The sequence below is a fragment of the Bradyrhizobium sp. UNPF46 genome (assembly GCF_006658625.1).
Classification (GTDB): Bacteria; Pseudomonadota; Alphaproteobacteria; order Rhizobiales; family Xanthobacteraceae; genus Bradyrhizobium; species Bradyrhizobium nitroreducens.
Genome location: NZ_LFJB01000001.1, coordinates 14,737 through 37,011, shown reverse-complemented (window position 1 = coordinate 37,011; position 22,275 = coordinate 14,737). Strand labels below are relative to the sequence as shown.

20 protein-coding genes and 1 tRNA gene are annotated in these 22,275 nt (G+C 65.5%); 6 read left to right on the top strand and 15 right to left on the bottom strand.

Annotated features, from left to right (window positions below; genetic code table 11):
- The first annotated feature begins 23 nt into the window (after nt 1-23).
- The 3 genes from addB to trxA all read left to right on the top strand — a co-directional run bounded on the left by addB (nt 24) and on the right by trxA (nt 7,063).
- The gene (addB, locus tag UNPF46_RS00185) at nt 24-3,170 is read left to right on the top strand and encodes a double-strand break repair protein AddB (protein ID WP_142248642.1); all 3,147 of its coding nucleotides are present in this window, start codon (nt 24-26) and stop codon (nt 3,168-3,170) included.
- On the top strand, nt 3,164-6,673 hold the full coding sequence (gene addA / locus UNPF46_RS00180) for a double-strand break repair helicase AddA (protein ID WP_181769709.1): 3,510 nt from the start codon (nt 3,164-3,166) through the stop codon (nt 6,671-6,673). The genes addB and addA overlap by 7 nt, the downstream gene beginning before the upstream one ends.
- Before the next feature lie 69 nt (nt 6,674-6,742).
- Nucleotides 6,743-7,063 (top strand): thioredoxin, encoded by a 321-nt coding sequence (gene trxA, locus UNPF46_RS00175; RefSeq protein WP_007598398.1) that lies wholly within the window; start codon nt 6,743-6,745, stop codon nt 7,061-7,063.
- A 160-nt stretch (nt 7,064-7,223) separates the two neighbouring features.
- On the opposite strand, the gene UNPF46_RS00170 is transcribed toward trxA, so the two are convergent.
- From UNPF46_RS00170 to aroA, 14 genes are all read right to left on the bottom strand, one after another.
- Nucleotides 7,224-7,964: a metallophosphoesterase family protein gene (locus tag UNPF46_RS00170; protein ID WP_181769708.1), complete on the bottom strand. Its 741-nt coding sequence runs from the start codon at nt 7,962-7,964 to the stop codon at nt 7,224-7,226.
- 103 nt (nt 7,965-8,067) lie between these two features.
- On the bottom strand, nt 8,068-9,411 hold the full coding sequence (locus UNPF46_RS00165; RefSeq protein ID WP_142248639.1) for a bifunctional folylpolyglutamate synthase/dihydrofolate synthase: 1,344 nt from the start codon (nt 9,409-9,411) through the stop codon (nt 8,068-8,070).
- Nucleotides 9,408-10,349: an acetyl-CoA carboxylase, carboxyltransferase subunit beta gene (gene accD / locus UNPF46_RS00160; protein ID WP_100178627.1), complete on the bottom strand. Its 942-nt coding sequence runs from the start codon at nt 10,347-10,349 to the stop codon at nt 9,408-9,410. Before accD ends, UNPF46_RS00165 begins: the two co-directional genes overlap by 4 nt.
- Before the next feature lie 172 nt (nt 10,350-10,521).
- Nucleotides 10,522-11,358 carry a tryptophan synthase subunit alpha gene (gene trpA, locus UNPF46_RS00155; protein ID WP_100178628.1) on the bottom strand — a complete coding sequence of 279 codons (837 nt, stop codon included), beginning with the start codon at nt 11,356-11,358 and terminating at the stop codon, nt 10,522-10,524.
- The gene (gene trpB, locus UNPF46_RS00150; RefSeq protein WP_142248638.1) at nt 11,355-12,569 is read right to left on the bottom strand and encodes a tryptophan synthase subunit beta; all 1,215 of its coding nucleotides are present in this window, start codon (nt 12,567-12,569) and stop codon (nt 11,355-11,357) included. Before trpB ends, trpA begins: the two co-directional genes overlap by 4 nt.
- On the bottom strand, nt 12,566-13,225 hold the full coding sequence (locus UNPF46_RS00145; RefSeq protein ID WP_100178630.1) for a phosphoribosylanthranilate isomerase: 660 nt from the start codon (nt 13,223-13,225) through the stop codon (nt 12,566-12,568). Before UNPF46_RS00145 ends, trpB begins: the two co-directional genes overlap by 4 nt.
- A gap of 65 nt (nt 13,226-13,290) precedes the next feature.
- Entirely contained in the window at nt 13,291-13,683 is a 393-nt protein-coding gene (locus tag UNPF46_RS00140; protein WP_100178631.1) for a lipopolysaccharide assembly protein LapA domain-containing protein, read from the bottom strand.
- A 71-nt stretch (nt 13,684-13,754) separates the two neighbouring features.
- Nucleotides 13,755-14,060 carry an integration host factor subunit beta gene (locus tag UNPF46_RS00135; protein ID WP_008539997.1) on the bottom strand — a complete coding sequence of 102 codons (306 nt, stop codon included), beginning with the start codon at nt 14,058-14,060 and terminating at the stop codon, nt 13,755-13,757.
- A 172-nt stretch (nt 14,061-14,232) separates the two neighbouring features.
- Nucleotides 14,233-15,213: a signal peptide peptidase SppA gene (gene sppA / locus UNPF46_RS00130; RefSeq protein WP_142248637.1), complete on the bottom strand. Its 981-nt coding sequence runs from the start codon at nt 15,211-15,213 to the stop codon at nt 14,233-14,235.
- Between the two features lie 384 nt (nt 15,214-15,597).
- Nucleotides 15,598-17,304, bottom strand: a complete 1,707-nt coding sequence (rpsA, locus tag UNPF46_RS00125; protein WP_100178633.1) for a 30S ribosomal protein S1 — start codon at nt 17,302-17,304, stop codon at nt 15,598-15,600.
- 268 nt (nt 17,305-17,572) lie between these two features.
- A complete protein-coding gene (gene cmk / locus UNPF46_RS00120; protein WP_100181317.1) occupies nt 17,573-18,211 on the bottom strand; it encodes a (d)CMP kinase in 639 nt (212 codons plus the stop codon).
- Nucleotides 18,212-18,216: 5 nt separating this feature from the next.
- The gene (locus UNPF46_RS00115; protein WP_100178634.1) at nt 18,217-18,624 is read right to left on the bottom strand and encodes a hypothetical protein; all 408 of its coding nucleotides are present in this window, start codon (nt 18,622-18,624) and stop codon (nt 18,217-18,219) included.
- The gene (locus UNPF46_RS00110) at nt 18,602-19,207 is read right to left on the bottom strand and encodes a hypothetical protein (protein WP_142248636.1); all 606 of its coding nucleotides are present in this window, start codon (nt 19,205-19,207) and stop codon (nt 18,602-18,604) included. Before UNPF46_RS00110 ends, UNPF46_RS00115 begins: the two co-directional genes overlap by 23 nt.
- Nucleotides 19,208-19,217: 10 nt before the next feature.
- Nucleotides 19,218-20,555: a 3-phosphoshikimate 1-carboxyvinyltransferase gene (gene aroA, locus UNPF46_RS00105; protein ID WP_142248635.1), complete on the bottom strand. Its 1,338-nt coding sequence runs from the start codon at nt 20,553-20,555 to the stop codon at nt 19,218-19,220.
- Between the two features lie 160 nt (nt 20,556-20,715).
- Between aroA and UNPF46_RS00100 the strand changes: the two genes are divergently transcribed.
- The 3 genes from UNPF46_RS00100 (at nt 20,716) to UNPF46_RS00090 (ending at nt 21,676) form a co-directional block, all read left to right on the top strand.
- The gene (locus UNPF46_RS00100; protein ID WP_097663330.1) at nt 20,716-21,126 is read left to right on the top strand and encodes a TIGR02300 family protein; all 411 of its coding nucleotides are present in this window, start codon (nt 20,716-20,718) and stop codon (nt 21,124-21,126) included.
- A 95-nt stretch (nt 21,127-21,221) separates the two neighbouring features.
- Nucleotides 21,222-21,297: transfer RNA gene (locus tag UNPF46_RS00095), tRNA-Ala, on the top strand.
- Nucleotides 21,298-21,433: 136 nt separating this feature from the next.
- Nucleotides 21,434-21,676, top strand: a complete 243-nt coding sequence (locus UNPF46_RS00090) for a GIY-YIG nuclease family protein (protein WP_142248634.1) — start codon at nt 21,434-21,436, stop codon at nt 21,674-21,676.
- A gap of 1 nt (nt 21,677) precedes the next feature.
- Here UNPF46_RS00090 and UNPF46_RS00085 read toward each other — a convergent pair whose 3' ends face one another.
- Complete coding sequence (locus tag UNPF46_RS00085) at nt 21,678-22,139, bottom strand: MarR family winged helix-turn-helix transcriptional regulator (RefSeq protein ID WP_100178638.1); 462 nt, start codon at nt 22,137-22,139, stop codon at nt 21,678-21,680.
- Between the last annotated feature and the right edge of the window lie 136 nt (nt 22,140-22,275).

Below are 22,275 nucleotides of genomic sequence, written 5' to 3'. Positions count from 1 at the left end.
TGATCCTTCGAATCAGGCAGCCCATGCGCGTTTTCAGCGTTCCCATCTCAGTTCCGTTCCTGCGCACGGTCGTCACGGCCCTGCTCGAGGGACGGCTGGTCGATGGATTCGAGGCGCGCAAGGAGCCGGCGCGGCTGGCGGACGCAACGCTGTACCTGCCGACCCGCCGCGCGATGCGCGTGGTCCGCGAGATCTTCCTCGACGAGATGAAGACGGATGCCGTCGTGCTGCCGCGCATCGTGGCACTCGGCGACATCGACGAGGACGAGCTCGCCTTCGCCGACGAAGCCGAGCAGTTTTCCGGCGCGACGCCGCTCGAGATTCCGCCGCGGCTCGGCGAGCTCGAACGCCGGCTGACGCTGGCGCAGCTCGTCGCGGCCTGGGCCAAGGGCCCGGTGCTGTCGCCGCTGGTGGTCGGCGGCCCCGCCTCGACGCTGGCGCTGGCTGGCGATCTCGCACGCCTGATCGACGACATGGTGACGCGCGGCGTAGACTGGAACGCGCTCGACGGCCTCGTGCCTGACAACCTCGATCGCTACTGGCAGCACTCCCTCGAATTCCTGCGCATCGCGCGGGTCGCCTGGCCTGGCCATCTCGCCGAGATCAACCGGATCGAGCCGGCAGCGCGGCGCGATCTTTTGATCGCGGCTGAGGCCAAACGGCTGACCGCGCATCCGAACGGACCTGTCATCGCGGCCGGCTCGACCGGCTCGATGCCGGCCACCGCAAAATTTCTCCGAGCAGTCGCGTCGCTGCCGCATGGCGCGGTGGTGCTGCCGGGCCTCGACACCGATCTCGACGAAGACGCCTGGCGAACGATTGGTGGCGTGCGAGACTCGCTCGGCAAATTCGCGGAGCATCCGGCCTCGAACCATCCGCAATACGCCATGCATGCGCTGCTGGATCGCCTCGGCATCAAGCGCAGCGACGTCGAGATCCTTCAGCCGCCGTCCGCAGGCGGCCGCGACCTGCTCGCCTCCGAATCGATGCGCCCCTCCGCCAAGACGGAAGTCTGGCACGACCGGCTGAAGCAGCCGGATGTCGCCGCGAAGATAGCCGGCGGCATGAAGAACCTCGCCGTCGTCGAAGCTCCCAATCCGGAGATGGAGGCGCTCGCCATCGCCATTGCGATGCGCGAGGCGCGGCATCTCGACAAATCGGCGGCACTGGTGACGCCCGACCGCGCACTGGCGCGACGGGTGATGGCTGCGCTCACCCGATGGGGACTCAGTTTCGACGATTCCGGCGGCGACGTCTTGATGGAAACCTCCGCCGGCGTGTTCGCGCGCCTCACGGCAGAGGCGGCGACCAAGGGACTGGAGCCGCCGACGCTGCTGGCGATGCTGAAGCATCCGCTGTGCCGCCTCGGCCGCGCGCCCGGCGCGTGGAGGGCGGCGATCGAGGACCTCGAGCTTGCAGTCCTGCGCGGCACGCGCCCGCCAGCCGGCACCAGCGGCCTGTCGCGCGAATTCAACCGCTTTCGCGAGGAGCTGGCAAAGCTGTGGCGTGGCGAGGTCTCCGCGCTGCACCGCGCCGAGCCGCGCGCGCGCCTCGAGGCCGAGGAACTCGATCGCATCCAGGCCTTGATCGATGCCTTGCAGAAAGCGCTCGCTCCGATCGAGAGCCTGCCGCCCTCGAAACCGTACGACTTCGCCGAGCTCGCGCACCGGCATCGCGAGATCATGATCGTGCTGTCGTGCGACGAGCAGGGCATCCCGCTCGCCTTCGAGGAGCGCGAGGGCCTTGCGCTCGCTGCCGCCTTCGACGATCTCCTGCGCGGCGGCACGACCAGCGGATTGATCGTGCCGCTGCCTGATTACCCCGACGTTTTCCAGACCGCGTTCAGTGACCGAGCGGTGCGGCGGCGCGACAAGCCCGGCGCGCGGCTGCAGATCTACGGCCCGCTGGAATCGCGCCTGATGCAGGCTGACCGCATCATCGTCGGCGGGCTGATCGAGGGCGTCTGGCCGCCGGCGCCGCGGATCGATCCCTGGCTCAGCCGGCCGATGCGGCACGAGCTCGGGCTCGATCTGCCGGAGCGGCGTATCGGCCTCTCCGCGCATGACTTCGCGCAATTGCTCGGCGGCAATGAGGTGATCCTCACCCATTCCGCCAAGGCCGGCGGCGCGCCGGCGGTGGCCTCGCGCTTCCTGCATCGGCTGGAGGCTGTCGCGGGCGACGATCTCTGGAAGGCAGCCATTCGTGCGGGCGAGAACTACGTGCGATTTGCAGAGAGGCTGGACCAGCCCGACAAGGTCGAGCCGATCAAACAGCCCGAGCCGCGGCCACCACGCGCGACGCGGCCATTGAAGATGTCGGTCACCGCGATCGAGGACTGGCTGCGCGATCCCTACACGATCTACGCAAAGTACATCCTGCGGCTGGATGCGCTCGATCCCGTCGACATGCCGCTGTCGGCCGCCGACCGCGGCTCAGCGATCCATGATGCGATCGGCGAGTTCACCGAGAGCTATGCGACACGCCTGCCCGACGATCCCGCCCGCGTGCTGCGCGCGATCGGCGAAAAGCATTTTGCGCCGCTGATGGAGCGGCCCGAGGCGCGCGCGCTGTGGTGGCCGCGCTTCCAGCGCATCGCCCGCTGGTTCGGCGAATGGGAGACGGCGCGCCGTGATGCGATCGCGGCCATCGTCGCGGAGACCCGCGGCGAGATCTCGATCAGGCTCGACAACGAGCGCAGCTTTACCCTCTCCGCGCGCGCCGACCGCATCGAACGGCGCCAGGGCGGCGGCTACGCCATCCTCGACTACAAGACCGGACAGCCGCCGACCGGCAAGCAGGTGCGCATGGGCCTGTCACCACAGCTGACGCTGGAGGCGGCGATCCTGCGCGAGGGCGGCTTTCCCGGCATCGACGCAGGTGCTTCCGTGAGCCAGCTCGTCTATGTCCGCCTCAGCGGCAACAATCCTCCGGGCGAAGAACGTATCCTCGAGCTCAAATACAAGCAGGGCGACGAACCGCAGCCGCCGGATGCGGCCGCCGCGGAGGCGCGGGCCAAGCTGGAAGCGCTGATCCGCGCCTTCGACGACGAGAATCAGCCGTACACCTCGCTGAACCTGCCGATGTGGACGAACCGCTACGGTACCTATGACGACCTCGCCCGGATCAAGGAATGGTCTGCGGCCGGCGGATTGGGGATCGAGGAATGGTGAAGCTGCCGCGCCCCATCCCCGACGAGGTGCGCGCGCGGCAGGCGCGCGCGTCCGATCCGACCGCGTCGGCCTTCGTGTCGGCCAATGCCGGCTCGGGCAAGACGCACGTGCTGGTGCAGCGCGTGATCCGCCTGCTGCTGACGGGCGTACCGCCGGAGAAAATTCTCTGCATCACCTTCACCAAGGCCGCGGCGGCCAACATGGCCGAACGCGTGTTCACCACGCTTGGTCATTGGGTGACGCTGGACGACACCGCGCTCGACGCCGCGATCCGCGCGGTCGGCATTCCCCACCCTGGCGCGAAACTGCGGCGTGACGCGCGAAAACTGTTCGCCTGCGCGCTGGAGACACCGGGCGGATTGAAGGTGCAGACCATCCACGCGCTCTGCACGCGCCTGCTGCAGCAATTCCCGTTCGAGGCCAACGTGCCCGCGCGCTTCTCCGTGATCGACGAGCGCGACCAGACCGACATGATGGAGCGCGCCAATCTGAAGGTGCTGCTTGAGGCCGCGCGCGCGCCTGACAGCGTCACCGGCCGCGCCTTGCTGACCGCGATGGCGAACGCCGCCGACGTCACCTTCAAGGAGGTCGTGCGCGAGGCGTGTCTCAGCCGCGATCATTTCATGGCCTGGACGGACGGTGCCGGCAACGTCGAAGCGGCGGCGGCGCAGATGGCGGCGGCGCTGGGTGTCGATGCTGGCGACCGCATCGAGGACGTCGAGATGGAGATCCTCGATGGACCCTACCTGCCGCGCTCGCGCTGGGATGACATCGCCTTTGCGCTGGAGGATGGCAGCAAGTCCGACAACGACCAGGCCGGCCGGCTCCGCGAGGCCAAAGTGTTTTCCGGCAGCGCGCAGGTCGATGCCTATCTGTCCGTCTTCCTCACCGACGAGAAGCTGCCGCGCAAGGCGGTGCTGACCAAGAAGTTCGGCGAGCATAACCCGTCCGTCGCGCGCCTGTTCGAGAACGAGGCGCTGCGTATCAGCGGATTGGTCGAGAAGCGCCGCGCCGTGACGATGCGCGACCGCACCGCGGCCCTGCTGCATATCGCGACCGCGGCTGCGGCAAACTATCGCCGCGAGAAGCAGGAGCGCGGCCTGCTCGACTACGACGACCTCATCGACAAGACACTGGCGATGCTCGACCGCGTCTCCTCGGGATGGGTGCATTACAAGCTCGATCGCGGCGTCGATCACGTGCTGATCGACGAGGCGCAGGACACGAGCCCACGGCAATGGGACATCATCGCGCACATCATCTCCGAATTCACGGCTGGCGAGGGCGCGCGCGAAGGGCTGAACCGCACCATCTTCGCCGTCGGCGACGAGAAGCAGTCGATCTTCTCGTTCCAGGGGGCGGCTCCGCGCGAGTTCGACGCGCGCCGTCGCGAGCTCCATCGCAAGTTCACCGCGGCCGGGCTGAAATTCGATCCCGTTGCCTTCACCTATTCATTCCGCTCGGGCGCCGCGATCCTGCATTCGGTCGACCACGTCTTCCGCGATCCCCAGATCTACAAGAGCATTCATTCGGTCGAGATCGGCCATCCCCTGCACAATGCGTTGGCCGATGCCGGCCCCAGCGTGATCGAGCTGTGGGATCTGGCCGAAGCCGACGACCGGCAGGAGATCGAGGGCTGGCGCGCGCCGTTCGACGGCGTCGCCGCCACCAGCCCCGAAGTCAAGCTCGCGCGTCGTATCCAGACCGAGATCAAGCGGCTGGTCGAGAGCGGCACGCTGACGGGGCACGAGGGCGAACGGCGGCCGTTGCGCTATGGCGACATGCTGATCCTGGTGCGCCGCCGCGGCAATGCGTTCGATGCCGTGATCCAGGCGCTGAAGCACGCCGGCGTTCCGGTCGCCGGTGCCGACCGGTTGAAGCTGACCGAGCACATCGGCATCATCGATCTGATGAATCTCGCGGATGCGCTGCTGCTGCCACAGGACGATCTCGCGCTCGCGGTCGCCTTGAAGAGCCCATTGTTCGGACTCGACGACGACGATCTGTTCCAACTTGCCCATAAGCGCAAGGGATCGCTGCGTCGCGCGTTGGGCGAGCATGCGGCTACAGCTGAGAAATTCGCGACGGTGCTGCGGCGCCTCGAAGCCTGCGAGATGCGTGCGCGCGAGGAGACGCCGTTCGCCTTCTACGCCTGGCTGCTCGGGGGCGACGGCGGCCGTGCGCGCATCCTGCGCCGGCTCGGTCACGAGGCCAACGACGCGCTCGATGAGTTCCTGGAGCTGGCGCTGAACTATGAGCGCAAGGCGCCGGCCTCGCTGCAGGGTTTCATGGCCTGGCTGCGCTCGGCCGACACCGAGGTGAAGCGCGACATGGAAATCTCGCGCGACGAGGTGCGGGTGATGACCGTGCACGGCGCCAAGGGCCTGGAGGCTTCGGTCGTGTTCATGGTCGACACCACGTCGTCGCCGGCGGACTCGCAGCGCGTGCGGCTGATCCACGTTCCGCGCGGCAATGGCGGCGAGGTCGTGGTCTGGGCCGGGCGCAAGGCGGATGATCCCAAGCCGGTCGCGGACGCGCGCAAGGCCATGCTCGAGGAGACGGAGGACGAGTATCGCCGCCTGCTCTATGTCGCGATGACGCGCGCGGCCGACCGGCTGATCGTCGGCGGCTGCATGCCCGGCAATATGAGGACGGTGCGCAAGCTGAGCTGGTACGACCTCATCGACACCGGGCTCGCCGGCTCGGGGCTCGACAAGCAGGTGGTCGAGACGCCGCTCGGCAAGGTGACGCGGTTCGCCCGGCCGGAGGATGCTGCGGCGCCGGGCATGCCGGCAGGCACGATGGATCAAACGATCACTTTGCCGGACTGGCTGCGAGCCCCGGCACCGCGTGAGGCCGTCGACGAGGATCCAGTGCGCCCGTCCGGCCAGTCGGCCGATGAGGGCCGCAGCGTCCGGTCAGGCGAATCGGTGCAGTCTCGCGCGCTCGCGCTGCAGCGCGGCACGCTGGTGCATCGGCTGCTGCAATCCCTGCCTGATATCGCCCCGGAGCGCCGGCGCGAGGCCGCGCTCGGCTTCATGGCGCGCAATGCTGCTGACTGGACCGAAGCCGACCGCACCGCGCTGGCCGACAAGGTGCTCGCTTTGATCACCGAGCCACGCTTTGCGCCGGTCTTTGCCAACGGCAGCCGGGCGGAAGTCGCCATCGCCGGCCGGCTGGAGCGGCCGGGCCGCACCCCGGCGCTGGTGTCGGGGCAGATCGACCGGCTGGTCGTTCGACCCGAGGAGGTTTTGATCGTCGATTTCAAGACCAATCAGGCGGCGCCCAAGAGCGCGGCCGAGGCACCTGTCGCGTATGTCCGGCAGCTTGGGCTGTACCGGGCCGTGCTGGCGCGGCTTTATCCCCAAAAGCCCATCCGGGCTGTCCTGCTCTGGACCGAGGCCCTTGAATATATGGAGATTTCAGCCCCCGCGCTGGACGCGGCGCTGGCATCCCTTCATCTCGGTGTGAGCGTCCTTGACCCGGCAAGGAGCCGTTCATAGGTTGACGCCATGATCCCGGGCGCGATTCCACGTCGCGCCGATTCTCTTTCAACCGAGTGAGGTACTCCCATGGCCGTTGGCAAGGTTTCTGACACTGATTTCGAAGCCGAGGTGCTCAAGGCAAACGGCCCTGTCGTCGTCGATTTCTGGGCCGAGTGGTGCGGCCCGTGCCGCATGATCGCCCCCGCCCTCGACGAGATCGCCGGCGCGATGGGCGACAAGGTCAAGATCGTGAAGCTGAACGTCGACGAGAGCCCGAAGACCGCCTCGAAGTACGGCGTGATGTCGATCCCGACCCTGATGATCTTCAAGGGCGGTGAGATGGCCTCCCGCCAGGTCGGCGCGGCGCCGAAGGCGAAGCTGCAGCAGTGGATCACGTCGGCGGTGTGAGCCACGACGCGAGTGACTGAGAAATTCTGCAACGGCCGGCGACTTGCCGGCCGTTTTGTTTTGCGTAGCCCGGATGGAGCGCAGCGTAATCCGGGGCCGTCATGGGTTGTGGCACGATTCCCGGATTGCGCTGCGCTTCATCCGGGCTACGCGACGACGACTACTTGATCCACCCGGTCGCCAGCGCGTTGGCGAGCTCCGGCTGATCGTTGCGGCGTGCGAGGGCGGCCATCGCCTCGTGATCATAGGTGACGTGGCGGAACGTCACCTGCCATGCCCCGTTCACCAGCTCGAGGATCGCATAGCGCGCGTGCGGCGTGCCGGCCTCGACGACATGTGGGACTGGATGCTTGTCGCGATAGCCGGGACTGCCGACGCTGCCGGGATTGACGATCAGCCGGCCGTCGCGAAGCCGCACCGCTCGGGCAAGATGAGTGTGGGCACAGAGGATCAGCGGCTGCGTGATGCCTTGCGCGAATTGCTCGATGCGGTCGAGCGGCGATAGCGCCACCGTGCCGTCGGGATGCACGGTATCCAGCCAATAGACTTCGTCGTTCTCAGGCGTCGCATGGCAGAGGAACACCTGACCGCGAAACACGCGCGTCATCGGCTGTGCACGCAGCCAGTCGAGCTGCGCTTCGTTGAGCGCCTCGTAAGCGGGACGGTCCCACGAACCCATCTTCTCCGGAGGACGGTCGAGCAGGTAGCGGTCGTGATTGCCGAGCACGTGCACGGCATCGAGCGGCATCAGCATCTCGATGGTCCGGCGCGCGTCGAGCGGGCCGCTCAGCAGGTCGCCGAGATTGACGATGTCGGTGATGCCTTGCGCGCGGATGTCGGCGAGCACCGCCTCCAGCGCGAGGTGGTTTCCGTGCACGTCGGCGATCGCGGCAAAACGCATTGGCACTTCCCGTAGCCCGGATGGAGCGCAGCGTAATCCGGGAATCTATCGGTTTGGCGAGACCTCCCGGATTGCGCTGCGCTCCATCCGGGCTACGCAACCACTATGCAGGAGGCGTGCCGTTGAGCCCGAGCACGTGGCCGGCGAGATAGAGCGAGCCTGATATCAGGATGCGCGGCGGGGTCTCGTAGGCGAGCTTCGCCAGGGCGCGCAGCGCGGCCTCGATGCCGGGCGCGATCTCGACGCGCATGCCGAGGCTGCGCGCAGCATCCGCAAGGCGGTCGACCGGCATCGCGTTCTCCGTGTCGGGAATCGGCACCGCGACGATGTGGCGGGTGAGGCCGGCGAAATTGGCGAGGAAGCCTTGCGCATCCTTGTTGGCCATCATGCCTGCGACGACGACCAGCGGCCGCGACACCCGCTCTTCGAGATCGCCGAGCGCGGCTGCGGCGACGCGGCCGCCTTCGGCATTGTGCCCGCCGTCGAGCCAGATTTCCGAACCTTGCGGACCCCAGGCGAGCAGCTCGCCCGAGGTGATGCGCTGCATCCGCGCCGGCCATTCGGCACCGACGATGCCGGCCTCGAACGCGGCGTGGCTCACCTTGAAATGCGGGATCGCGCGCAGCGTCGCGATGGCAAGGCCGGCATTGGCGAATTGGTGACGGCCGAACAGACGCGGCGCCGGAAGGTCCATCAGGCCGCGGTCGTCGGAATAGACCAGGCGGCCACGCTCGACATTGACGTGCCAGCTCTCGTTCGCGGCAAACAGCGGCGCCCGCATGCGCCTGGCCTGTGCCTCGATGATGGCCATCGCCTCCGGCAATTGCTCGGCGCAAATCACGGACACACCGCGCTTGATGATCGCCGCCTTCTCGCCCGCGATCGACGCCAACGTGTCGCCGAGGAAATCCATGTGGTCCATGCTGACGGGCGTGATCACGCACGCCGCAGGCGCGTCGACCACATTGGTCGAATCGAGACGGCCGCCGAGGCCGACTTCGAGCAGCACCGCATCGGCCGGGTTCTGCGCGAACAAAAGGAAGGCCGCGGCGGTCTTCAACTCGAATACCGTTGCCGGCTCTCCGGCATTGACGCGCTCGACCTCTTCCAACGCGGTGCGCAACTCGTCGTCGCCGACCAGCGCGCCGCCACCGACACGGCCGAGCCGGAAACATTCGTTGATGCGGACGAGATAGGGCGAAGTGTAGGCGTGCACGCGCAGGCCTGCGGCCTCCAGCGTCGCGCGCAGATAGGCGACTGTTGAGCCCTTGCCGTTGGTGCCGGCGACGTGGATCACCGGCGGCAGCTTGCGTTCGGGATGCCCGAGCCGTTCGAGCAGGCGGTGCATCCGCTCTAGGCCCAGATCGATGCGTTTCTGATGCAGGGCCGACAGCCGCCCGATCAATTCGCCGAGCGGCGTCTTCGTGCTGTCAGGGGGTGCGTTCACGCGTGGGGCGCAGCCGGCGCCGTCTCAGCGGCCGATACGATCTGCGCCGGGCTCGTGACGGCCTGCGTCGGCCTCGATGCGCCTTCCAGCGCCGGCGCCTTGGTCAGCAGGCGGCAGAGCCGCGCCAGGGTCGGACGCAGCTCGTGGCGATGCACGACCATGTCGACCATGCCGTGCTCCTTGAGATACTCGGCGCGCTGGAAGCCCTCGGGAAGCTTCTCGCGGATGGTCTGCTCGATCACGCGCGCGCCGGCAAAACCGATCAGCGCGCCGGGCTCGGCGATCTGCACGTCGCCCAGCATCGCGTAGGATGCGGTGACGCCGCCGGTGGTCGGATTGGTCAGCACGACGATGTAGGGCAGCTTTGCCTCGCGCAGCATCTGCACTGCGACCGTGGTGCGCGGCATCTGCATCAAGGACAAAATGCCCTCCTGCATGCGCGCACCGCCGGAGGCGGCGAACACGATGAACGGCGACTTCTTCTCGACCGCGAGCTCCATTCCACGCACGATCGCCTCGCCCGCGGCCATGCCGAGCGAGCCGCCCATGAAGTCGAAATCCTGCACGGCCACGACGACGGCGGAGCCTTCGAGCTTGCCGTAGCCGACCTTGATCGCGTCGTTCAGATTGGTGCGCGCCCGCGCGTCCTTGATCCGATCGACGTATTTCTTCTCGTCGCGGAACTTGAGCGGGTCGGGCGTGACGTCGGGCAGCGCGACGTCGAACCAGGTCTCGTTGTCGAAGATCGACTTCAAGCGCGCCACCGCGCCCATGCGCATGTGGTAGTTCGAGCCGGGGATGACGAACTGGTTGGCCTCGACGTCCTTGTAGAACACGAGCTGCCCGGAATCCGGACACTTGATCCACAGATTCTCCGGCGTCTCCCGCCGCAGCATGTTGCGGATCTTCGGCCGGACCACATTGGTAAGCCAGTTCATGGTTTGCTCCGATGCGCGACCCCGCTTGGGACCGCCTGAAGGGATATATGGCGGCCGGGCCTTTGCCCGGCAAGCCGCCGCGTCACCCGCGTTAGAGCATGATCCGGAAAAGTGTGAAGCGGTTTTCCGACGAGATCATGCTCAAACTTAAAAGCCAAAGCGGAATTATGGCCTATTCGGCCGCTTGTTGCGCGCCCTTGACGCCCCGGGCCAGGGCCGCCGTCAACTCCGCGACGGCATTAACGGTCTTGGCGGTCGCCCGCCCGTCGGCGTCGAGGCTGTTCTTGAGCGCATCGACCAGCGCGGTGCCGACCACCGAACCATCGGCCTTCTCGGCAATGGCGCGCGCCGCCTCCGGCGTGCGGATGCCGAAACCGACGCAGATCGGCAGCCTGGTATGCCGCTTGATGCGCGCGACGGCTTCGCCGACGGCATTGGCGTCCGCGGCCGCGGCACCGGTGATGCCGGCGATCGAGACGTAATAGACAAAGCCTGACGTGTTCGCGAGCACCGCGGGCAGGCGCTTGTCGTCGGTGGTCGGGGTCGCCAGGCGAATGAAGTTCAGGCCGGCCTTCAGCGCGGGCAGGCAGAGCTCTTCGTCTTCCTCCGGCGGCAAATCGACGATGATCAGGCCGTCAACGCCTGATGTCTTGGCATCAGCCAGGAACTTGTCGACGCCGTAGATGTAGATCGGATTGTAATACCCCATCAGCACCAGCGGCGTGATATTGTCCTCCTTTCGAAAGTCACGCACCAGTTCAAGCGTCTTCTTCAAGGTCATGCCGGCCTTGAGCGCGCGCAGACCGGCAGCCTGAATCGAGGGACCATCCGCCATCGGATCGGTGAAGGGAATGCCGAGTTCGACGACGTCGGCGCCTGCCTTGGGCAGCGCCTTGACGATATCGAGTGACGTCGTGAGATCGGGATCGCCGGCCATCACATAGGTCACGAAGGCCGCGCGGCCCTGCTTCTTCAGTTCGGCGAAACGGGTGTCGATGCGCGTGGTCACTTCTTGGCCCTCAGGATGTCGCCGACCTGCGGGACGTCCTTGTCGCCGCGGCCAGAGAGGTTGACGACCATCAGGTGGTCTTTCGGCCGCTTCGGCGCGAGCTCCATCACCTTGGCGATGGCGTGCGCGGGCTCGAGCGCGGGGATGATGCCTTCGAGCTTCGATAGCAGCTGGAACGCCGCGAGGGCTTCGTCGTCGGTCGCGGAGAGATAGTTCACGCGGCCGACCTCGTGCAGCCAGGAATGCTCGGGGCCGATGCCGGGATAATCGAGGCCGGCCGAGATCGAATGCGCGTCCTGGATCTGGCCGTCGGCATCCATCAGGAGATAGGTGCGGTTGCCATGGAGCACGCCGGGACGGCCGCCCGCGATCGAGGCCGCATGCAGCTGTGTGAGCCCGTGGCCGGCGGCTTCGACGCCGAAGATTTCGACGGAGGGATCGTCGAGGAACGGATGGAACAGGCCCATCGCATTCGAGCCGCCGCCGATGCAGGCGACCAGCGAATCCGGCAGACGGCCCTCGATCTCCTGCATCTGCGTCTTGGTCTCGTTGCCGATGATCGACTGGAAGTCGCGTACCAGCATCGGATAGGGATGCGGGCCGGCGACCGTGCCGATGCAATAGAACGTGTTGTGCACGTTGGTGACCCAGTCGCGCAACGCCTCGTTCATGGCGTCCTTCAGCGTGCGCGTGCCCGACTGCACCGGCATCACCGTGGCACCCAGCATCTCCATGCGGATCACGTTGGGCTGCTGACGCTCGACGTCGACGGCGCCCATGTAGACGATGCATTCGAGCCCGAAGCGCGCGCACAGCGTCGCGGTGGCGACGCCGTGCTGGCCGGCGCCGGTCTCGGCGATGATGCGCTTCTTGCCCATGCGCCGCGCCAGCATGATCTGGCCGAGCACGTTGTTCACCTTGTGCGAGCCGGTGTGGTTGAGCTCTTCGCGCTTGAGATAGATCTTGGCGCCGCCGAGATGGTCGGTCAGGCGCTCGGCGAAATAGAGCGGCGAGGGCCGGCCGACATAGTTCTTGAGATAGCCGTTCATCTCGGCCTGGAACGCCGGATCGGCCTTGGCCGCGGTGTAGGCCTTCTCCAGATCGAGGATCAGCGGCATCAGAGTTTCGGCGACGAAGCGGCCGCCGAAAATGCCGAAATGGCCGCGCTCGTCGGGGCCGCTGCGGTAGGAATTTGGCTTGGCGATGTTCATCGAACACTCAACTCTTGGCTGGCGCGCGCGGCGCGAATGAAGGCCTTGATCATCTCGGGGTCCTTCACGCCGGGGGCGCTCTCGACACCGGAGGACACGTCGACGCCACCCGCGCCGGTGACGCGGAGAGCCTCGGCGACGTTCTGCGCATGAAGGCCGCCCGAAACCATATACGGCAGCTTAAGCTCGAGGTTTCCGAGCAGGCGCCAGTCGAAGGGCGTACCGAGGCCGCCGGGCCGCGTCGCGTCTTTCGGTGCTCGCGCGTCGAACAGGATGCGGTCGGCGACCGCCGCGTAGCCAGGCAGCACGGCAAGATCTGCAGCAACCTCGACCGGGACCGCCTTCATCACCGGGCGGCCAAACCGCTGCTTGATGTCGCGCAGCCGCGCGACGCTCTCCTTGCCGTGCAGCTGGAAAATGTCCGGCGACAGCGCGTCCATGATGTTGTCGAACGTCGCATCGTCGGCGTCGACGGTGAGCGCCACCTTGAGCGCGCGGCCCTTCACCTGGCGGCCGAGTTCACGCCCGAGCTCCAGGGACAGGTGCCGCGGCGAAGGCGGAAAGAACACGAACCCCACCATGTCGGCGCCGGCGTCGAGCGCTACTTCAAGCGTCTCGCGTGTGGACAGGCCGCAGATTTTGACGAGCAGGGACATGGTCTCAAGGCAAATGGAGGCCGCGAGCCGCGGCCGGAAAACAGGGCTTTCGGTCGGGGCCGCTTCTACAACGTCGCGCGCTGCTTGTCTCGCCCGACAGGCCCGTAAAGCCCGATCCCGGAAGAAACGGGAAGTCGCTGGGGCTCGGGCCTTGCCGCAGCTGCCTGGGCCCGTAGATCGGCCAGTTCGCCCCTCGCAGCCCGCGCATCGGCCTCATGCCGGCGCGCGGCGCGCCGCCAATGCCGCTGGCCGAACCAGACGGCACAGCCACCCGCCACGACGCCCAGCGCCGCCACCAGGATCAGCAGCAGGAACAGCGGCATGGTGACCGAGAACGAGGGGTCGTCCGAAATGAAGGGGTCGAAGGAGACCGTGACGAAATGCCGGTTCGCCACGGCAAAGGCGACTAGGACCAGGCCCAGCGGAATCAAGATCAGCGCGGTCAGGAACTTTCGCATCTCGCTTCGTCCGCCTTGAATCAAGCTTCCGGCCACATCGCGCGCGACCGCGGGAAACCCTGACGCCGGCCTTAGTCGGCCGCGCCGGGATCCGGATGGTCGCGGTTCAGCCGCTCGCGCATTTCCTTGCCGGTCTTGAAGAACGGAACGCTCTTCTGATCGACAGGCACATGGGCGCCGGTGCGCGGATTCCGCCCGGCGCGTGCGGGGCGATGCTTGACCGAGAAGGCACCGAAGCCGCGCAACTCGACGCGATCACCGCGCGCGAGAGCCGCTACGATCTCTTCGAGAATCGCATTCACAATGTTCTCGACATCCCGCTGGTACAGATGCGGGTTGTGCTCGGCGATACGCTGAACAAGTTCGGATTTGATCATCGAGAGATAGGACCCGGGAGCGTGCGGATGACCATTTCCGTGAAAATACCGTGATCTGTCAAGACGCTAAATCAAGGTTGAGCGTCGTGAAAATACGTGACAAATGCCGAAAAAGCGGGCTGGCCGAGCACGCGCCAGACGAGAAAAACCTCTGGAACTCGCCCGTCTCCGGTCAGTTTGACGCAGCCGGCTGCCACAGCGCCAGCATTCCATCCATTCCGAGCCGATCAACTGCCTGCGCGACACCGGTTTGCCCAATTTGATGCGCAATCGAGCCCAAACCCAGCGCTTCCAGCGTGACGGCAGCGGCCGTCTTGAGGAACGGCAGATCGCCAAAACGCGGCTGGAGCTTGTAGTCGCGCACGGAAAGCCCCTTCTTGACGCCCTTATGCTCGACCAGCCAGGTCACTGCCGCCTTCTCGTCGCCGAGCTGATCGATCAGCTTGAGATCGATCGCCTGGCGTCCGGTGAAGACACGGCCGTCGGCAACTTTTTCGAGCTGCGTGTCATCCATGCCACGCCGATCCTTCACCAGGCCTTTGAACCAGGCGTAGGAATCCTTCACCAGCGCATCGAGGGCGGCCCGTGCTTCGGGACTGGTGGGCTCGAAACCGTTGGGCGCGGCCTTCAGCGGCGACGACTTTACCTCCTCGACCTTGACGCCGACGGTCTTCAGCAGCTCGGAGACGTTGGGATATTGGAACAGCACGCCGATCGAGCCGACCAGCGAGCTCTGCTGGGCGATGATGTGGTCGCTGGCAATCGCGGTGATGTAACCGCCGGAGGCAGCCAGACCCTCGACCACGACGACGAGCGGCTTCTTCGCTTTCAGCCGGACGAGCGAGTCGTAGAGCTGCTCGGAGCCGGCAGTGGTGCCGCCCGGCGAGTTGATGTGGACGATGACCGCGGCGGCCTGCGAATTCTCCAGCCGCTCCAGCGCCTGCGTGCGATCGGAATCGCTGCGGATCAATCCCTCGATATGAACCCGCGCGATCGAGCCGGCGGATGCGAAAGTGCCGCGCGCACCGGGCGTCGCAATCAGCGCAAAGCCTGCAATCGCCGCGATCAAGATCAGCGCAGCCATGACGCGCCAGAACGTCAGCTTGCGACGGATCCGGCGGCGATCAACGATGATGTCCGAATCGAGCGACATCGGAATATCTCCAAATGTAAGGCAGGACGCGTTGTGCCGTCACGGCGTGACCAACGGCTTATCTGGATACATCAATTGCGGCGCAATTTGAAGAAAACAAGGCCCGTCGGGTGCAGGCTCAGACGTCGCCACACATCTCAGTCGTCATCCCCGCGAACGCGGGGATCCATAGCCACAGGCAGGCGTGTGAGGCGAGACGCCCACTCCTGGTTTTCGCCAAACTACGTCCTGTGAGTATGGGCCCCGGATCATCGCTCCGCTCCCGACAATGCTGCGCATTGTCATGAGTTTCGCCTGTCCGGGGCAACAGCGGAGTTTCGAGACGGCACACACAAAAAAGCCCCGGCTCGCGCCGGGGCTTCGATGTCAGCGAAATGCTTTCGCTTACTTGCTGTCGCGGTTCTTGAGCGCGGTGCCCAGGATGTCGCCGAGGGTCGCACCCGAATCGGAGGAGCCGTACTGCGCGATGGCTTCCTTTTCTTCGGCGACTTCGAGCGCCTTGATCGACACCTGGACCTTGCGGGCCTTCTTGTCGAACTGGATCACGCGGGCATCGACCTTCTCGCCGACGGCGAAGCGCTCGGCGCGCTGGTCGTTGCGGTCACGGGCGAGCTCGGAGCGCTTGATGAAGGTCGAGAAGTCGGTACCGGTGATCTTCACCTCGATACCGCTCTCCTTCACTTCGAGCACTTCGCAGGTCACGACCGCGCCCTTCTTGACATCGCCCGGCTCGGCGAAGGGGTCGCCTTCGAGCTGCTTGATGCCGAGCGAGATGCGCTCCTTCTCGACGTCCACATCGAGCACCACGGCCTTCACCATGTCGCCCTTCTTGTAGTTGTCGATCACCTGCTCGCCCGGAAGCTTCCAGTCGAGGTCGGACAGATGGACCATGCCGTCGACGTCGCCCTCGAGGCCCAGGAACAGACCGAACTCGGTCTTGTTCTTGACTTCGCCCTCGACCACCGAACCGGTCGGGTGCCCCTCGACGAAGACCTCCCAGGGGTTGCGCATGGTCTGCTTGAGGCCGAGCGAGATGCGGCGCTTGACGGAATCGACTTCCAGCACCTGCACGTCGACTTCCTGCGAGGTCGAAACGATCTTGCCGGGGTGCATGTTCTTCTTGGTCCACGACATCTCGGAGACGTGGATCAGGCCTTCGATGCCCGGCTCGAGCTCGACGAACGCACCGTAGTCGGTGATGTTGGTGACGCGGCCGGTGAAGCGGGCACCCAGCGGGTACTTGGCTTCGATGCCCTGCCACGGATCGTCCAGCAGCTGCTTCATGCCCAGCGAGATGCGGTGCGTCTCGTGGTTGATCTTGATGATCTTGACCTTCACGGTCTGGCCGATCGAGAGCACCTCGGTCGGGTGGTTGACGCGGCGCCACGCGATGTCGGTGACGTGCAGCAGACCGTCGATGCCGCCGAGGTCGACGAACGCACCGTAATCGGTGATGTTCTTGACCACGCCGTCGATGACCTGACCCTCTTCGAGGTTCTGCACCAGCTCCTGGCGCTGCTCGGCGCGGGTCTCTTCGAGAACCGTGCGGCGCGACACCACGATGTTGCCGCGGCGGCGGTCCATCTTGAGGATCTGGAACGGCTGCGAGTTGTTCATCAGCGGCGCAACGTCGCGGATCGGACGGATGTCGACCTGCGAGCGAGGCAGGAAGGCCACGGCACCGTCGAGGTCGACGGTGAAGCCGCCCTTGACCTGGTTGAAGATGACGCCGTTGACCTTCTCGTTGTTCTGGAAGGCCTTCTCGAGCTTGCCCCAGCTCTCTTCGCGGCGCGCCTTGTCGCGCGACAGCACGGCTTCGCCGAGGGCGTTCTCGATGCGATCGAGGAACACTTCAACCTCGTCGCCGACTTTCAGTTCACTGTCACGGCCGGGGCCGGAAAATTCTCGCAGGGCGACGCGGCCCTCGGTCTTCAGGCCGACGTCGATGACGGCCATGTCCTTTTCAATTGCAACCACCTTGCCCTTGACGACGGAGCTTTCCTGCAGGTTGCCGCCTGCGAAGGACTCGTCGAGCATCGCGGCGAAATCGTCGCGCGACGGGCTATAGGTATCAGCAGAAGTCGAAGCCATTTGTTCTCCAGTTGCGGATGTCTTGCCGGCCGTTGGGGTTTTGGGCGTATCGGCCGTGCAGTGTCGGAAGGTCCACAAAACCTTCGAGCGACCGCTCGTTGCCCCGGTCGAAAGACCGGAGCAGCGGAAGCGGGCCGGCTGGGCCCGCACGTTCGATACGTGGAAATCTTTATGTCCGGAGCCTGGATCGCGCCGGTCCCGAAACGGGGACCTGACGTATCGACCTCAAAGAGCGGGAGCGGGCGCTTCCTCCAATGACGTCTACGGCTTAACCCCGCGGACGGCCCGCTCGGACGGCCTCGATAATGTCGATGGCGGCCCGGACGCCGCCTTCTATATCCAGTTGGGAGTTATCTAGCAAGTAAGCATCCGGGGCGGGTTTCAAGGGGGCAATCGGCCGGTTTTTGTCACGTTCGTCGCGCTGGATGATGTCGGCGAGCACGGCCGCCTCGTCCGCCTCCTCACCCCTCGCCTTGGCCTCCATGGTCCGGCGGCGCGCCCGGACTCTTGGATCGGCGACGACGAAGATCTTCACGTCGGCATGCGGGCAGATCACGGTTCCAATGTCCCGGCCGTCCAGCACCGCCCCGGGGGGATCGGCGGCGAACTGCCGTTGGAAATTGAGCAGGACTTCGCGAACCCGAGGGATCGCGGAAACGATCGAGGCGCCCTCGCCGGCCAACTGGGTCTTCAGAGCGGGATTACCGAACTTTTCCGGATCCAGCTCCAGGGCGGCCTGCACTGCCGCTTCCTCGTCCCGGAGATCGTGACCGGACTGCATCAGGGCATAAGCCACCGCGCGGTAAATCACACCGGTATCGAGATGACGATAGCCGTAATGGTGCGCGAGACGCTTGCCGAGCGTCCCCTTGCCCGAGGCCGCGGGCCCGTCGATGGCGATGATCATGTCACTCAAACCTTGGCTGTCTGCGGCCCGCGCGCACGTCGCAATGGCCGCTCTTCGGTAAAAATATTGCGCGACGCGAACTCCGCAGGGCTCGCAAAAGTAAGGTATTCGCGCATTGCGTCGGACGGAGACGACGCGGTGAACCATGGCTCGGCGAGCCGTCGGGCCGGATCGCAGACCCAGGCCGGCACCCGGCCAAGACGACGTTGTTTTGCCAGGTATTCGGCGATGGCACCGACAAGAGCGTCGAGCCGTTCGTTCTGCGTCAGCGCCGGCTCCTCCTCGATCGTCTCGTATTGGGCAACGCTCGTCGCGGCCAGATCGAATCTATCTATGAATTCAGCCAAGGTCGCGTCCTGCGGCGCGCCGGCGCGAATGCGGTCGACGGCTTCAGCGAGGGTATTTGGGCGCATCCGCTCCTCCCCCGAGATCCATGTTCTTCAACAAGAAGCGTTGCTTCTCCGAGGACGCCGCACTCACCGGAAAATATCGGCCTAGCAAAGCGATGGCTTCCTCAACAGTCGAGATTCCGACGACTTTCATCAAGTTCAGAATGTCCAGCCGCTCCGTCTCTCCGCGAACGGGATCCGTGATCCGGAAAGCCTTCAATTTCAATGCCAGAAGATATGCAGCCGAGGGCACGGAAACCTCAAGCCCCGGTGACGTGCCATCACGCGGGAAAGTACCGAATTCGAGGTGATCGGCGGCGCGATCGGCCAGCGGGCTGAGATGAAATACGACCTGATCGTTGAACCAGTCGGCGTCCCATCCATTCCGCGCGGCAATTTCGGCTGTTATCCGCTTCAGCCAATCCGGCAGCGGATGCTCGAGCTTCGAGACGTCGACATCTTCCGTCGCAAAGCGGAAATTACTGGCAAGCATGAGGGCGGAGCCGCCATAGACCGCGATCTGAAGCTTGGTTCCGGCGTCGGCCGCAGCGCGGCCGATCGAATCGAAAGCGTCCAGCAAGGCCTCGCGGTCGAAGGCTTCGCTCATGGCCGCGGCCTCATGAAAACTCGGCCCCTAGCGAACGCATCATCGGAATGAAATCCGGGAAACTGGTGGCGATGAAGGCGGTGTCGTCGACGCTCACCGGCTGGTCGGAGGCGCAGCCCATCACCAGCGCGGACATCGCGATGCGATGGTCCATGTGGGTGGCGACGGTGCCGCCGCCGGGAACGTGACCGCGGCCCTCGACGATCAGGTCGTCGCCGGAGACCTCGACCTTCACGCCGTTGACGCGCAGCATGGCGGCGGTGGCCTCCAGGCGGTCGGATTCCTTGACGCGCAGCTCGTGCAGGCCGCGCATGATGGTGGTGCCCTCGGCGAAGGACGCCGCCACTGCCAGCACCAGATATTCGTCGATCATCGAGGGCGCACGCTCCGGCGGCACCTCGACCCCGCGCAATTTCGAGGCGCGCACGCGCAAGCGCGCCATCGGTTCGCCGGCGTCGCCGCGCGCCTCGCTCTCCTCGATCGAGGCGCCCATTTCGCGCAGGGTGGTGAACAGGCCGGTGCGCAGCGGATTGGTCATGACGTCGGACAGGACGACATCCGAGCCCTCGACGATCAGCGCTGCGACCACCGGGAAGGCCGCCGAGGAGGGGTCGGCCGGCACCACCACGGTGGCGCCGTGCAGCTCGGGCTGGCCTTTGAGCGTGATACGGCGGCCATGCGTGCCTTCCCGCGCGGAGGAGATGTCGGCACCAAAATGTTTCAGCATCAGCTCGGTGTGGTCGCGGCTGGCTTCGGTCTCGATCACAGTCGTGGTGCCGGGGGCGGCGAGGCCCGCCAGCAGCACTGCCGACTTGATCTGGGCCGAGGCAACCGGGGTCGTGTAGACGATCGGCAGTGGATCGCGCGCGCCCTGGAGGGTCAGGGGCAGACGGCCGCCCTCGCCACCTGAAATGACCTTCGCGCCCATCTTTTCCAGCGGATCGAGGATCCGGCGCATGGGACGGCTGCGAAGCGAGGCGTCACCGTCGAAAACCGCCGAGATCGGGCAGCCGGCGACGGCACCCATCACCAGCCGGCAGCCGGTGCCGGAGTTGCCGAAATCGAGCGGCGCCTTGGGTGGGGCGAAGCCGGCGACACCCACGCCATTGACCTTCCAGGCGAAATCGCCGGTGCGCTCGACCCTGGCGCCCAAGGCCTGCATGGATTTGGCCGTATTGAGGACGTCTTCGCCCTCAAGGAGCCCCGAAATCCTGGTTTCACCGACCGCGAGCGCGCCCAGGATCAGGGCACGGTGGGAGATCGACTTGTCCCCGGGGACCCGTACTTTCCCGGTCAGGGGACCGCTGGCACGCGACCGGAGCGGCCTGGTTTGGTCGGAATGGGTCACGATTGTGTCCTTGGATTCACCCGCGAGGGGCTGGGGGGCAGGTACCACATGGTCCGGGCCCCGTCACGGGCATGTCGTTCTCCCGTAATGCGCTATTGACAGCGGGCCGCCAACTAGCCAAGTGAAGCACCGCTTTTCAGACATTCCCAGGATTCCTGCCGTGGCCAAGTCAGAACTCGGAACCAAACGTATTTGCCCGACCACGGGCAAGAAGTTCTACGACCTCAACAAGAATCCGGTGATCTCGCCCTATACCGGCGAAGTCGTGCCGATCGCGCCCGTGGCGCCAGCCCGCGTGCCCCGCGGCGCCGAAGCCCGGCACGCGGCGACGGCGGATGCCACGCCGGAGCCGGCAGAGGCCGAAGAGTTGGTCTCCCTTGAGGAGGCCGATGCCGAGGAGAACACCGGCAAGGTCAAGGCCGTCGTGCCCGAGTCCGAGGACGATATCGAGGTCGATGAGACCCTCGACGACGACGATGACGATGATTCGACCTTCATTGCCGACGAGGAAGAGGGCGATGAGGACGTGACCGACATCATTGGTGATGTCGGAGGTGATGAAGAGACTTGAGATCAGCCCAGATCTGTGAAAAAGGGTGCACCGCGCGAGTCGGAAGGCTCGCCGGTCCGGGGTGATCAACCAGGTTCACGCCGGTTAAGGACTAAGGGGCCATAGCTCAGCTGGGAGAGCGCTTGCATGGCATGCAAGAGGTCGGCGGTTCGATCCCGCCTGGCTCCACCACGCTTCGCCCTTCGGGCTACGCGTGGCGCAGCCACGACGGAGCCGGAAGGGCGAAGCGTGGTGTCCGGCGTAGCCCGGAGGGCAAAGACGGACTGGTGAGATCCCCACCTAACGACGACCCAGGCGATTGCCGTCAATGTGGTACGTCTACATCATCCAAAGTGTCGAATTCCCCGATGAGGAATACATCGGCGCGACGGAAGATCCGACGCGACGGCTCCCTGAGCACAATGCCGGCAAATCTGCTCACACCGCCAAATTCAAACGGTGGAAGTTGCTCTGGTACTGCGCCCTCCCCGACAAGCTGAAGGCCCTGGCGTTCGAGACATATCTGAAGTCACACTCGGGCCGGGCCTTCTCGAAAAAGCGGCTGTGCTAGCCTACTCCCCGATCACCGCATTCAGCCGGTCCCTCAGCGCGACGATCTCGTCCTTGATCGCGACCAGCTCCGACACCGAGCAGTCCGACGCCGCCAGAATCGATTGCGGCACGGCGCGAGCCTTTTCCTTCAGGGCATGGCCCTGCGCCGTCAGCGCGATCAGCACCTGGCGCTCGTCCTCGCTGGAACGTGTGCGCTTGACGAGATGGGCCGCCTCCAGCCGCTTGAGCAGCGGCGTCAGCGTGCCCGAATCCAGGAACAGCCGCTCGCCGATGTCCTTGACCGGAACGTCGTCGCGTTCCCACAGCACCAGCATCACCAGATATTGCGGATAGGTCAGGCCGAGCCGGTCCAGAAGCGGCTTGTAGACGCGGTTGAAGGCATGCGCGGCCGAATAGACCGCGAAGCAGATCTGGTTGTCGAGCCGCAGCGGCGCGTCCGCTGCCGATGATTTTCGAGGCATGGGGAATCTCTAAAGGACCTGTCTCATTCTGGCGCCGCGCGCCGGCACATTCAATTGCGAACAATTAAATGTGAGACCGCGGAATTTCAATTGCGCACAATCTAATTGTTTGCGATATGGATCGCACCCCATCGAA

Coding starts and splice junctions, on each gene's coding strand:
- trxA (WP_007598398.1), top strand. CDS start 6,743: ATGGCCGTTGGCAAGGTTTCTGACACTGATTTCGAAGCCGAGGTGCTC.
- UNPF46_RS00135 (WP_008539997.1), bottom strand. CDS start 14,060: ATGATCAAATCCGAACTTGTTCAGCGTATCGCCGAGCACAACCCGCAT.
- UNPF46_RS00090 (WP_142248634.1), top strand. CDS start 21,434: ATGTGGTACGTCTACATCATCCAAAGTGTCGAATTCCCCGATGAGGAA.
- accD (WP_100178627.1), bottom strand. CDS start 10,349: ATGAACTGGCTTACCAATGTGGTCCGGCCGAAGATCCGCAACATGCTG.
- sppA (WP_142248637.1), bottom strand. CDS start 15,213: ATGTCGCTCGATTCGGACATCATCGTTGATCGCCGCCGGATCCGTCGC.
- UNPF46_RS00085 (WP_100178638.1), bottom strand. CDS start 22,139: ATGCCTCGAAAATCATCGGCAGCGGACGCGCCGCTGCGGCTCGACAAC.
- UNPF46_RS00145 (WP_100178630.1), bottom strand. CDS start 13,225: ATGTCCCTGCTCGTCAAAATCTGCGGCCTGTCCACACGCGAGACGCTT.
- UNPF46_RS00115 (WP_100178634.1), bottom strand. CDS start 18,624: ATGCGCCCAAATACCCTCGCTGAAGCCGTCGACCGCATTCGCGCCGGC.
- UNPF46_RS00110 (WP_142248636.1), bottom strand. CDS start 19,207: ATGAGCGAAGCCTTCGACCGCGAGGCCTTGCTGGACGCTTTCGATTCG.
- addB (WP_142248642.1), top strand. CDS start 24: ATGCGCGTTTTCAGCGTTCCCATCTCAGTTCCGTTCCTGCGCACGGTC.
- UNPF46_RS00140 (WP_100178631.1), bottom strand. CDS start 13,683: ATGCGAAAGTTCCTGACCGCGCTGATCTTGATTCCGCTGGGCCTGGTC.
- rpsA (WP_100178633.1), bottom strand. CDS start 17,304: ATGGCTTCGACTTCTGCTGATACCTATAGCCCGTCGCGCGACGATTTC.
- cmk (WP_100181317.1), bottom strand. CDS start 18,211: ATGATCATCGCCATCGACGGGCCCGCGGCCTCGGGCAAGGGGACGCTC.
- trpB (WP_142248638.1), bottom strand. CDS start 12,569: ATGAACATCGCCAAGCCAAATTCCTACCGCAGCGGCCCCGACGAGCGC.
- UNPF46_RS00170 (WP_181769708.1), bottom strand. CDS start 7,964: ATGCGTTTTGCCGCGATCGCCGACGTGCACGGAAACCACCTCGCGCTG.
- addA (WP_181769709.1), top strand. CDS start 3,164: ATGGTGAAGCTGCCGCGCCCCATCCCCGACGAGGTGCGCGCGCGGCAG.